Source organism: Paenibacillus herberti, from assembly GCF_002233675.1.
GTDB lineage: Bacteria > Bacillota > Bacilli > Paenibacillales > Paenibacillaceae > Paenibacillus_O > Paenibacillus_O herberti.
This window is the reverse complement of record NZ_NMUQ01000001.1, coordinates 762,088-774,394: the sequence shown is the minus strand read 5'-3', so window position 1 is coordinate 774,394 and position 12,307 is coordinate 762,088. Positions and strand designations below refer to the sequence as shown.

Sequence of the window (12,307 nt, the reverse complement as noted above, 5' to 3'; positions counted from 1 at the left end):
TTTCACTAGTAAGACAAGTTAACTAATTTTCAAGCCTGATCCGCACAATCCGGCGCCTGCCTACTTGCAGTACGTCTCCATCTTTGACGGTAATTTCTGCTGACGCATCCTCGAGGCGCTCACTGCCAAGGCGGACTGCTCCCTGCTGTACGCTCCGCCGAGCCTCGCTGCCGGATGCAGCCAAGCCAAGCAGCGTAAGCAGTCGGGTCAGCCTAATCCGCCCATCCTCTAGTTCAGTAGTCGAAAGCAGAGCTTCATCGATCTGTTCCGGCAGCACGCGCTCCTGAAACACTTCCCGGAATCTGCCCTGAGCGGCATCAGCCGCCTCATTGCCGTGGTACTGGCGGACTAGCGTATGCGCCAATAGCTGCTTGGCCTCCATCGGGTGGAGTGTCTCTTCCTCCAACCCTTTGAGCAGCGAGGCTAGCTCGCCTGCCGGCAGATCAGTCGCCAGCGAAAAGTATTTAGGCATAAGCGCATCCGGGATACTCATTGCTTTGCCGAACATCTCGCCCGCTTCCTCATCAATACCGATGTAGTTGCCGAGACTTTTGCTCATCTTCTGGACGCCGTCCAGGCCTTCAATAATCGGCATCGTAATCGCGATCTGCTGCGATTTGCCGTATTCCTTCTGCAGATGACGACCCATTAACACATTGAACGTCTGATCCGTACCGCCGAGCTCGATATCCGTTTCCAGCACGACCGAATCGTAACCTTGCATAAGCGGGTAGAAAAACTCATGGATGCTAATCGGCTGGCCCGAGCGGAATCTCTTCGTAAAATCATCCCGCTCCATCATCCGTGCAACCGTCAGCTTGGCAGCCAGCGCCAGGATGTCATTGAACTGCAGCGGCGACAGCCATTCTGAGTTGTAGTAAAGCGTAGTCCGCTGGGGATCCAGCACTTTGAAAATCTGTTCCTGGTATGTCCGGGCGTTGCGTTGTACATCCTCTTCAGACAGTGGTTTACGCGTCTCCGATTTGCCCGTCGGATCGCCTATCCGGCCCGTGAAATCTCCGATAATTAATTGCACATGATGGCCGAAACTTTGGAACTGTCTCAGCTTTTGCAGCACGACCGTGTGCCCAATGTGGATGTCCGGCGCCGAAGGGTCCAGCCCTAGCTTAATCTTCAGTGGGCGTCCGTTCAGGATCGACTGCTTAAGCTTGGCCCGCAGCCCGTCCGCGGGAACAATTTCTGCCGCTCCTCGGGACAGCAGCGACAGCTGCCGTTCTACCTCCGCAATCTGCTCTTTTGTAAGCTCCTGTGTCCCTGTTTGATTCTGCTCTTTCATACCGCTCAGCTCCCTTTTTCAAAAAAATGAAAACAAAAAGATCCCTCTTGTCCGAAGGGACGAGAAGGATCAGCTCGCGGTACCACCCTTGTTGAAGCAGCAGCTATTCCGAGTTCGGAAAAGCGGCATGCTCCCACTTCGTTGCAGATAACGGAAAACTACTTCCGGGACCGGACTACATGCTGCAAGCAGCCTCATCCGGCCGGCTCAGGGCTGTAATTCGCCTGGACACTGCGCACCGGTTCACACCAACCACCGGCTCTCTGATCCGCTTCTACGTCCGGCTACTGGATGCCCATCCACGCCGTTCACGATATGCGCTACCTCTCACTGAAATGGAGAGTGCGATTTGTTGAAGCAAGTTATATCATGTCTAATCTGCGACTGTCAACCGACAGCATTTGCTCAATCGACAGAAAATTCCTATTTATTCCATACTAACCACTAGCTCGTGCTGATTTATGGCACATGTGGTATAATAACTCTGTTTGATTTGGAGGAGGATACGTATATATGGCTCAAGAGCAGGAACAGCCCCGCAAGCCGCGTAGCGGCTGGAGGACTTTCGGCCTTGTCGTCTGGACTACGACCAAATGGCTATTTATTTTCGGTGTCACAGGCGCCTTGTTTGCTGGTGGAATAGCTACAGGATACGTAGGCGCACTGGTCAAAGACGACCCTGTACGGCCCGGCAACGAGCTGGAGGCCAAGGTCAATGAGAACTCCCTCACCGGGTTCGTTTACTTCAATGACGGAACCACCCCGGTAGGCCAGCTAAGGACGGATGAAGACCGGCGGCTGGTTGACTTGAATAATATCCCGCAGTCTGTCATTGATGCTCTGCTTGCGACTGAGGACAGCAATTTTTATTCTCATATCGGTGTTGACTACAAGGGGCTTGGACGGGCCATTAAGCAAAAACTGCTCAATGAAGAAGTCCAGACCGGAGGAAGTACGCTCACTCAGCAGGTAGCTCGGCGCGTCTTTCTGAACTTGGACCGGACCGATAGCCGGAAGTTTAAGGAGATCCTACTGGCTGTCCGCATGGAACGTTACTTAAGTAAGGAACAGATTCTGGCTGCTTATCTGAATAAGATGCCGTTTGGCAATGGTTCATCCGGCTATAACTTGTACGGCATCAAGTCAGCTGCGATCGGCATTTTCAACATCTCCGATCTCAATAAGCTGAATCTGGCTCAATCGGCCTACCTAGCAGGTCTGCCTCAGCTTCCTTCCGCCTACTCGGCATTTAATGGCAAAGGTGAGTTTAACGCTAAAGGCTTTAATAGGGCGATGTCGCGCCAAAAGCGGGTCCTTGGCCAAATGCTCCTTACCGGCCGTATTACACAGGCTGAGCATGACGAAGCGATTGCTTTTGATGTGAAATCCTCACTAGCACCTCGTCGAGAAAAGGCATACAATACCTTCCCTTACTTAATGCTCGAAACGGAACGGGAAGCAGCCGAGATTTTGGCGCTCAAGCAAAATCCTAAGCTGAAAAAACAAGATCTCGCCAAAAGTGAAAATTCGGAAATTATGGAGAACGCCCGCGAACAGCTGCTGCGCTCTGGATACCGGATTTACACAACAATAGACAAAGTTATCTATAACAATATGCGCGAGATCGCCAACGACCCGGACAACTTTGGTCCGACGAGCAAGTCCAAGGGACCCGAACAGGCGGCTGCAATTATGATCGACCATCATACCGGCGCGATATTGGGCATGATGGAAGGTCGCGATTTCAATATTGAGCAAATGAACTATGCAACCCAAATGACTCGCCAGCCAGGCTCTGCGATGAAGCCGCTTGGCGCTTACCTGCCCGCTCTTGAAGCAGGGCTAGTCCAGCCGGCAAGCGTCATAGACGATTCGCCGATTATTCTCAAGGACGGTCAGAAGGGTTACCATATTCCGATGAATGCCAGTAAAAAGTTTTATGGACTAGTGACCGCGCGGGATGCGTTCAACCGCTCGCTTAACATCCCGGCACTCAAGTTATTCATCGACAAAGTTACCATTGACAAAGCTTGGGAGTTCACCCGTTCGCTCGGGATTACAACCCTGCAGCCAGAGGACAAAGGCGCCCAAACCGGCGTTATCGGCGGTCTCAGCAAAGGGGTAACCGTTGAGGAGCTTACCAACGCCTATGCCACCATTCCGAATGGCGGCAAATACAATGATCCATTTATGATCAGCAAAATTGTCGATGCATCTGGAAATATCGTCTACGAGCATAAACAAGCGCCAAAAAAAGTTTATTCCGAGCAAACTGCCTTCCTAATGACAGATATGATGCGTACCGTCATCTCTAGTCGCAATGGTACGGGTCGTAGTCTCTCTAGCAGCTTTAATGCCTACGGTGAAATCCCTATTGCGGGCAAAACCGGCACCACCCAAGACTATGGTGATGTCTGGTTCATGGGCTTTTCCCCTGATGTTACGCTTGGCGTATGGGTCGGCTACAAAGAGCAAAAAAATACGCTCGTCAAAGCTTCCCAATCCCGAGCACGTACGCTTTGGTCTGAAATTATGAACGAAACCGTCAAGGATCGTCGCGAGATTTTCAAAACCAAAGAATTCCCTAAACCGGATGGTCTGATCAGAGCTACCGTCTCAAGCGTCAGCGGATTGCTTCCAAGCTCCGTGGTTCGCTCGAGCGGATTGCTTACAACGGACTGGTTCAACAAAAAATTTGTTCCCGTCAAGGTGGATAACGTTCTTGGCGCAATGAGCTTCATCAAGTACAACGGCGTCAATTATATCGCTCAGGAAGGTACCCCTTCCGACTTCGTTTACACCAAAACGACGATTCGTCGTGAGAAGCCATTAGGCGAGCTGATGGAGGAAATCAAAAAAGCTCAGTCCGTTATGCCGTCTGAGTACCGCAGACCACTCTCCGCTTTTGTACCGCAGGATGCGGATGATGAAGCTCCATCCTTGCTCGACCCTCGCAGGGATGACGGAGCGGCACCAGCCGCGCCAACGAATGTCTCCCTTGAGGCGGTAGACGGAGCGTACCGCATTTCCTTCTCCGGCAGCCCACAGAACGATGTCGTCGGATATCGACTGTACCGTTCCACCGCAGGCGGTTTCGCTAAATACGGAGATTCCATCCTGAGCGGCGATTCGCTGGCGTTCGTAGATCGATCTGGCGGTTTCGGCACTTCGTATTTTGTTACAGCAGTTGATGTTGCCGGCCGCGAATCTGGTCGCAGTCAAACCGTTAGCCCAGGAGGCTGGAATGAGCTCCCTGATACTCAATTACCAGGTGGAGACTCGCCTCAGACCGACGGCGTTCCCGCTGCTCCTAGCGGCCTGAGTGCCTCCGGCACCGGTACCGGCGTCATGCTTCAGTGGAGCGGCAACGAGTCAACGGATGGCGTGACCTCCTATCAGGTCTACTACAGCGCCGGCAATGACGGTAGCTTCCAGTACATTGGAGCGACCGCCAACACGAGCTTTGAGTACGTCGCCCCAATTACAACCGGTACCTTCCGCATAACTGCGATGAATGCTACCGGAGAATCCGGTTTCTCATCCGCCGTGACATGGAGCGCAAGCTAACAATACCTTAGGAAATAAAACAGCCGCCATCCCCTGAGGGGATGGCGGCTGTTTTTGAGTTTAACTAATTATAAGAGCTATTAATCTTCAATAGTTGAAAGGTCACCTGTCGGGAGATTAAGCTCCCACGCTTTGAGCACGCGCCGCATGATCTTGCCGCTGCGTGTCTTTGGAAGTTTGTCCTTGAACTCGATCTCGCGCGGAGATGCGTGAGCGGACAGCCCTTCCTTGACGAACTTGGAGATTTCAGCCTTAAGCTCATCGGATGGCTCATAACCCTCACGGAGCGAAATAAACGCCTTAATAATCTCGCCTCGCATCGGATCTGGTTTGCCGATAACGCCTGCCTCAGCAACAGCAGGATGCTCCACAAGCTTGCTCTCCACCTCAAACGGGCCAACCCGCTCGCCAGCCGTATTGATCACATCATCGATGCGGCCCTGGAACCAGAAGTATCCGTCCTCATCTTGATAGGCAGAGTCGCCGGAAATGTACCAGCCTGGAATACGGAAATATTCCTCATACTTAGCTGGATTGTTCCATACTTTGCGCATCATGGAAGGCCATGGTGTGCGCACCGCCAAATTGCCCATCCGATATGGCGGCAGCTCATTGCCAGCATCATCGATGATTGCAGCCTGTACACCCGGTACTGGCCGCCCCATGGAGCCCGGCTTGATATCCATCGCTGGGTAGTTGCAAATCAGCTGACCTCCGGTTTCAGTCATCCACCACGTATCGTGGATGCGCTGGCCATATACTTTGGCCCCCCAGCGCACAACTTCCGGATTAAGCGGCTCGCCGACGCTAAGCACATGGCGCAGGCTGGACAGGTCGAACTGAGACACAACATCGTCTCCTGCACCCATGAGCATGCGGAATGCGGTCGGAGCGCTGTACCAGACCGTTACTCCATAACGCTGCAGCGTGCGATACCAGTCTTGCGGACTGAAACGTCCACCGCGGACAACGTTGGTCGCTCCGTTAAGCCAAGGAGCAAAAATCCCGTAAGAGGTTCCCGTTACCCAACCTGGATCTGCGGTACACCAGTAGATATCGTCTTCCTTAAGATCAAGTACAACGCGTCCCGTATGCAGATGCTGAAGCATCGCATTCTGTACATGGAAGACACCCTTCGGCTTGCCCGTCGATCCGGACGTATAGTGAATGAGCAGGCCGTCCTCGCGGTCCAGCCACTCGATCTCGGCTTCTTCCGATGCTGAGGCCATCTCGTCCTTATAAGAAATCGTGCCCTCCGGAGCCTCATCCGGGGAGACAACGATAATATGCTTGAGTTCCGGCAGCTCGTCGCGCTTGATGCGCGGCAGCAGCGCAGGCGTCGTTACGATGGCGGTGGCGGAGCTGTCAATCAACCTGTCCTTAACCGCAGTTTCCATGAAAGCTTCGAACAGCGGGCCTACGACGGCACCGATTTTGAGCGAACCTAGAAGGGCTACATACAGCTCCGGCGAACGCGGCATGAAGATGAATAGGCGCTCTCCCTTGGCCATGCCTAGCTTACGCAGTACGTTGGAGAACTGGTTCGAAAGCACGCTGAGCTGCTCATACGTATAGGACTCGTCCCGCTGCGGATCGCTGTAATGCAGAGCGACCTTCTGGCCTCGGCCCTCTGCAATATGGCGGTCGATAGCTTCGTGCGCCATATTGATTTTGCCTGTCTTATGCCATGTAAAGTGCTTCTCTACTTCGTTCCAATCGAAGGAAGCATAGGCCTCCTCATAATTCTTCATGTTTGGGGAAGCTGCAGTAACTGAAAGTCTTTCCTGGTGGTCAATCGACATGCTAATCACCTTCCATCGTCGTCGTCGTTTTGATTCGGCCAATCGAATACGCTTTCAAACAATAGGTGAAACGTCGTTCATCACTTTAGTAGTATAGCATATATGGAAATGTATGCGCCTACTTTTCTTAGATATTTACCCCCTTTTAACACAAAAGGTAGCTGCTGGATGTGACGCTTGTTCTTTTCATAAGCTGCTTTTTCTGCTATAAGTGATAAGAGGCGCAGCCCTCCGTTCGGAGAATAGGCCGCCATTAAGTGTTAGAGGAGCGATAACGTTGGAACATATCAAGCGTTACCATTCCCGTGTCATCCCTTTTGAAGAGCGAGAGCTCGTATTGGAGGGGCCGGTAGAGCCTTCCCGCCTAGCCGACTGCTCCATGCACCCTGGTCTGGACGCTTTCCGCAGACCGAAGGATCAGTTGGAGGCTCTTGTCGAAATTGCCGGTCTCGAGGAAGGCCGGATCATTATAACGCGCGATGGCGATACGATCGTCGGGTATGTAACGTTTCATTATGCCGATGAGATGGAGCGCTGGTCCGAAGGCGGCATGGTCGATCTGATCGAGCTTGGCGCGATAGAGGTAGCCGCCGAATATCGTTCGATTGGCCTTGGCAAAAAGATGATCCAGCATTCTTTTGAAGATAGCCGCCTGGAGAACTATATTGTGTTTACAACTGAATATTACTGGCACTGGGACCTCAAAGGTACCGGGCTCGGCATATGGGAATATAGGAGCATGATGGAGAAGCTTATGAAATCGGTCGGTATGGTCTGGTTTGCTACGGATGATCCCGAAATCTGCTCCCATCCCGCTAATTGTCTCATGGTTAAGATCGGCAAGGATGTCCCGCTGAGTTCGGTGGAGCAATTCGATCGAGTGCGCTTCAGACAAAGATTCATGTATTGATGGATGCAGGAGGAAGAACATGAAGGATAAAGCCGTCTATATCCAATCTTCAGGCGCAAACCTTTACAAATTCAATGAGGAGCATCCTTTCAATCCGCTGAGGCTGGAGTTGGCGCAAACGCTGCTTGAGGCTTTAAACGCCCTCCCCTCCGACGCCATTATGGAAGCACATCCGGCTTCCGAAGCCGATATTGCGCTCATTCATCGTCCCGATTACCTCGAGGCGGTCAAACAACTTAGCGAGGCCGCTCCCGCGCCAGAAGCGCTGCGGCTCGCCGGAAGATACGGACTGACAACGGAGGAAACACCTTTTTTTAAAGGCATGCATGAGGCGGGGGCAGCTATTACAGGCGGCTCAATCGCCGCTGCGGAAGCTGTTATGTCGGGGCAGGCGCAACATGCGTATCATATGGGGGGAGGCTTGCATCATGCTTTCCCGGGGCATGGCTCCGGGTTCTGCGTGTATAACGATGCCGCCATCGCGATCGCTGCCGTGCGCCGCAAGTATGGGGCTCGCATCCTTTATATCGATACAGATGTGCACCATGGAGATGGCGTGCAATATGCCTTTTATGAAGATCCTGATGTGTTCACATACTCCATCCACGAGACCGGCAAATATCTCTTTCCAGGCACAGGCTTCACGCATGAAAAGGGACTGGACAAAGGTTTTGGTTCTTGCTGTAACATCCCTGTCCAGCCGTACACCGAGGATGAATCCTGGTTAGAATGCTTCACGGAATCCGTCACCAAGGTCGCACGCGCCTTCAAGCCGGATCTGATCGTCAGTCAGCATGGCTGCGACGCCCATGCTTTTGATCCTCTGTCCCATATCCAGTGCAGTATGCAAATCTACCTCGAGATGCCCCGCATCATCCACGATCTCGCACATGAGCTGTGCGGCGGACGCTGGGTCGCCCTCGGCGGCGGAGGTTATGACCTATGGCGGGTCGTGCCGCGTGCCTGGTCGCTCGTCTGGCTCGTCATGTCGGAGCATCCACTCGTCTCCCACCTCACTGCGCCGTCAGGCCACAAATCAGAGCTCCCAGGTCTCTGGCTGGATCACTGGCAGCCTCGCTCTCCTGAGCCGCTGCCTGGCCTCTGGCTGGACGATACCGGAAGCTGGGAGCCGATGCCACGTCGCGAGGAAATTACCCGTCAGAACCGTCATATGTGGGAAACATCCGCTCAGGACTTTTAAGTCTCTCGATGCCAATTCAGAAGTATGCCGACCTTTGTCCGGGTATAACAAAACAGCCGCCAATTCCTTCACAGGAAATGGCGGCTGTTGGAAAGCCTGTAAGGTCTATTTTTGCAAGCTGCGAATCATATCTTCAATAACGGCGAAGGATTGGTTCGCTGCCAGCACGGTGAACTCGGCGAAGTTCATATGCGCGCTGCCGTCAGCCTGGTCAGACATGGACCGGATGACAACATACGGAATGCCATTCATATGGCAAACTTGCGCAACTGCAGCGCCTTCCATCTCGGCGCAAGCTCCATGGAATCCTTCTCTCAAGCTCTGTACCTTCTCCCGGCTCGCAATGAACTGATCGCCCGAAAGCACGATGCCGCGGATGGCCTTGCCTTTGGCCGCTCTCGCACCGGCTCCCGCCGCAAGCTCGACAAGCTCTGGATCAGCAGGGAAAGTCGAGATCTCTTGATAAGGAATGACGCCTGGCTGGAAGCCTAGCGGCGTAACGTCCATATCATGCTGTATGCTAGCGGTAGATACGACGATATCCCCGATTTGCAGCTCTGGATCAATTGCGCCGGCTACACCTGTGAACAGTACACAATCCGCCCCAAGATCAATCAAAGCTTGCGTACATACAGCGGCGTTGACCTTGCCGACGCCTGACTGGACGGCAATTATAGGCTGCCCATGCAGCACGCCCCGACGAAAGCTCATACCCGCCTTGACCGTCTCAGACTCCATCCCAGCGCTGCTGTACAGCAGTTCAAGCTCTTCTTTCATTGCACCGATAATTCCAACCGTGGCGTACTTCATCCTTGTATTGTTCCTACGGATTGACGCTTGACCACTTCATGAGGAAGAATAACTTTGATCTCTTCAACTTGTTCCTTTTTCATGAGCTTAGTGAGCAGGCGCATGGATACCGCACCAATATCATACATCGGCTGTGCAACGGCAGACAGCTGCGGACGGACCATGGAGGCCATGCGGCTGTTGTCTACGCTGATAACCGAAATATCCTCTGGTACACGAAGTCCTTTGTCCTGAATGGCATGGATCGCTCCAATTGCCATCTCATCCGTTGCTGCAAATACAGCGGTAGGGTGCTTGTCCTGGTCTAAGAAGTAATTCATAGCTTCTACACCGGACTCATAACGGTAGTTGCCTACCCGTACGAACTCTTCGCGCTCAGGAATGCCAGCCTCCTCCATCGCTCTCTTAAACCCGTAGTAACGAGCATAACCGTTGGATGGATCCTGCAGCGTACCGCTGATCATCGCGATATCTTTATGGCCTTGGCTCAGCAGCACATTAACTGCATCATAAGCCGCTTCCTCATGGTTGATGTCGACCGAAGGGATCTTGTTCTCCTCATCCGTCGTTGCACACAGGACTACAGGTACATTGGCTGTCTTGAACGCCTGCACATGCTCCTCCGTCACAGCTCCGCCCATGAACAGTAAGCCGTCAACTTGCTTCTCCAGAAGCGTGTTGATGACGCGGATCTCTTTGTCCTTACGCTTGTCCGCATTGCAAAGAATGATATTGTAATGGTACATATTCGCAATATCCTCGATGCCGCGAGCAACCTCTGCAAAGTTGGAGTTGGAAATATCCGGGATTACGACTCCGACCGTAGTCGTTTTTTTGCTAGCCAGACCACGGGCAACGGCATTAGGCCGGTAGCCTAATCTTTCAATAGCTTCATAAACCTTTTTACGGGTTTGAGGTTTAACATTCGGGTTATTGTTGACGACGCGGGAGACTGTAGCCATAGACACTCCCGCTTCTCTTGCAACATCATAAATGGTTACAGTCACGGTTCCTTCTCTCCAATTGTAATGAAATTTATAGGCAGCATTATGCCCTTTATATTAGGGTAATCATACGATAATTAAAGGGCTTATGCAATGTCAGCGCACATTGTCGACAAGCGCTGTTTCCGTAATATTCCAATGGGACGTATGCCATTCAGCCTTACCGCCGCGGACCAAAATCGCTTGCGGAGACGCATGCTTGACACCTAGCTGCTCTTCGATCGCGTTTGACACAGGGCGTTCCTCCACTACACGAACCATCGCGGTATCAACCGCTTCGCCTTTGGATTTTTCAATCCAGTGCAGCCAAGCTTCATGCGCCTCCGCGCTTACCGAGCAACGAGTGCTATGCTTGAACACAAGCACCGGCTTCTCATGGGATTGCTCCAATATTTTATTCCAGTCTTCTATCTTCTCCAGGGAAATATAGCTCATTTCATCCCACTCTCCTTATGAAAAATAACCATCTGTGTTAGGATGTCGCCTGTTTATGTATTCAACGTGCAGCGACTTAGCTGTGACAGCCTCTTCTCAATTTCAAGCCTCCAGGCTTCATCGCCAACTGAGCTTGCCAGGAGCAGCAGTTCCAGCAAGGAATCAATACGCTCATCAATAATTTGCTGAACAGCAGTCAAATCAGGCGTTCTTCGCTTCGAGCAGGCCTCTACCAATAAATCTGCCCATTCATTGAGCTCATTAAACAAAAGAGTCTGTTTGGCAGGCTCTTCGCCCAGTTGCCCGATCAATCCGGTCAGATCCGGCTTCACTTCAGGCAACACTTCGCTGCGGCTGCAAGAAGGGCAAGAATAAATAGGCACATTGTCGATCTCGACCTTGCCCGAATAGATGACCGTTCGCAGCTTCATGTTCATCGCGTGGCCGCAAGTACAGGTTTTATGCATCATTGGTCCACTCCTTCATCATCAACAAGGCGTCGCGCCCTTCAGTAACATCAACGATGCTACGTAAAGTTGGAAATGATTCCGTCGATTATCCGCGACGCTGATACAGCCGTTCAGCGTTTCATCTAACAGCCTCTCCCTTACTTCGACCTTTTTCGCGATAATTCCTGCTGGTCGCTTGCAAGCATTTTCTGTAAATGCAGCCTATTTGACACAGCTTGACACGGTTTGATTTTATCCTTGCTCCTCCCGTACAATAGCCCAAAGAGGAGGAATGACTAGAATGACTCTACAAGGTAAACGTGTCATATGCTTGCTTGACGATGAATTCGAGGATCTTGAGCTCTGGTATCCTGTTTATCGGGTACGGGAGGAAGGTGCAATTGTTGAATTCGCGGGTCCGCAAAAGGGCAAAACTCACATCGGTAAATATGGTGTTCCCGCCACAGCCGATCTTTCCTATGAGGAGATGGATGCTTCCTCCATCGATGGCTTGCTCGTGCCGGGCGGCTGGGCGCCGGATAAAATCCGCCGCTATCCTGAGGTACTGCGCCTCGTCCAGGAGATGGACCGCAGCGGCAAGCCAATTGGCCAGATCTGCCATGCTGGCTGGGTACTGGTCTCTGCTAAAATTTTGCAAGGACGCAAGGTAACCTCGACTCCTGGCATCCGGGACGATATGGAAAATGCCGGAGCGACCTGGTTCGATGAAGCCGTCGTCGTGGATGGAAACCTGATCTCGGCACGCCGTCCGCCCGATCTTCCACCTTACGCCAAAGCGTTTGTTGATGCGCTGAAAAATCGTTAATTGGCT

10 protein-coding genes and 1 other annotated feature are annotated in these 12,307 nt (G+C 52.3%); of the genes, 4 read left to right on the top strand and 6 right to left on the bottom strand.

What is annotated here, in order from left to right; genetic code table 11:
- Positions 1-22 precede the first annotated feature (22 nt).
- Positions 23-1,297, bottom strand: coding sequence for a tyrosine--tRNA ligase (gene tyrS / locus CGZ75_RS03620; RefSeq protein WP_089522911.1), 1,275 nt, complete (start codon positions 1,295-1,297; stop codon positions 23-25).
- Positions 1,298-1,349: 52 nt separating this feature from the next.
- Positions 1,350-1,608, bottom strand: a binding site (T-box leader).
- Positions 1,609-1,810: 202 nt separating this feature from the next.
- Here tyrS and CGZ75_RS03615 point away from each other — a divergent pair.
- On the top strand, positions 1,811-4,864 hold the full coding sequence (locus CGZ75_RS03615) for a transglycosylase domain-containing protein (protein ID WP_089522910.1): 3,054 nt from the start codon (positions 1,811-1,813) through the stop codon (positions 4,862-4,864).
- 80 nt (positions 4,865-4,944) lie between these two features.
- Here CGZ75_RS03615 and acsA read toward each other — a convergent pair whose 3' ends face one another.
- Positions 4,945-6,666: an acetate--CoA ligase gene (acsA, locus tag CGZ75_RS03610; RefSeq protein WP_089522909.1), complete on the bottom strand. Its 1,722-nt coding sequence runs from the start codon at positions 6,664-6,666 to the stop codon at positions 4,945-4,947.
- Positions 6,667-6,943: 277 nt separating this feature from the next.
- Between acsA and CGZ75_RS03605 the strand changes: the two genes are divergently transcribed.
- On the top strand, positions 6,944-7,576 hold the full coding sequence (locus tag CGZ75_RS03605; protein WP_089522908.1) for a GNAT family N-acetyltransferase: 633 nt from the start codon (positions 6,944-6,946) through the stop codon (positions 7,574-7,576).
- Positions 7,577-7,595: 19 nt separating this feature from the next.
- Complete coding sequence (locus tag CGZ75_RS03600; protein ID WP_089522907.1) at positions 7,596-8,777, top strand: acetoin utilization protein AcuC; 1,182 nt, start codon at positions 7,596-7,598, stop codon at positions 8,775-8,777.
- A 105-nt stretch (positions 8,778-8,882) separates the two neighbouring features.
- On the opposite strand, the gene CGZ75_RS03595 is transcribed toward CGZ75_RS03600, so the two are convergent.
- The 4 genes from CGZ75_RS03595 to CGZ75_RS03580 form a co-directional block, all read right to left on the bottom strand.
- The gene (locus tag CGZ75_RS03595; protein WP_089522906.1) at positions 8,883-9,587 is read right to left on the bottom strand and encodes a 5'-methylthioadenosine/adenosylhomocysteine nucleosidase; all 705 of its coding nucleotides are present in this window, start codon (positions 9,585-9,587) and stop codon (positions 8,883-8,885) included.
- Positions 9,584-10,594 carry a catabolite control protein A gene (ccpA, locus tag CGZ75_RS03590; RefSeq protein ID WP_089522905.1) on the bottom strand — a complete coding sequence of 337 codons (1,011 nt, stop codon included), beginning with the start codon at positions 10,592-10,594 and terminating at the stop codon, positions 9,584-9,586. The genes CGZ75_RS03595 and ccpA overlap by 4 nt, the downstream gene beginning before the upstream one ends.
- Before the next feature lie 93 nt (positions 10,595-10,687).
- Positions 10,688-11,026, bottom strand: coding sequence for a bacillithiol system redox-active protein YtxJ (gene ytxJ, locus CGZ75_RS03585; RefSeq protein WP_089522904.1), 339 nt, complete (start codon positions 11,024-11,026; stop codon positions 10,688-10,690).
- A 53-nt stretch (positions 11,027-11,079) separates the two neighbouring features.
- The gene (locus CGZ75_RS03580) at positions 11,080-11,496 is read right to left on the bottom strand and encodes a hypothetical protein (RefSeq protein WP_342745639.1); all 417 of its coding nucleotides are present in this window, start codon (positions 11,494-11,496) and stop codon (positions 11,080-11,082) included.
- A gap of 280 nt (positions 11,497-11,776) precedes the next feature.
- On the opposite strand from CGZ75_RS03580, the gene CGZ75_RS03575 reads away from it, so the two are divergent.
- The gene (locus CGZ75_RS03575) at positions 11,777-12,301 is read left to right on the top strand and encodes a type 1 glutamine amidotransferase domain-containing protein (protein WP_089522903.1); all 525 of its coding nucleotides are present in this window, start codon (positions 11,777-11,779) and stop codon (positions 12,299-12,301) included.
- The last annotated feature ends 6 nt before the right edge of the window (positions 12,302-12,307 follow it).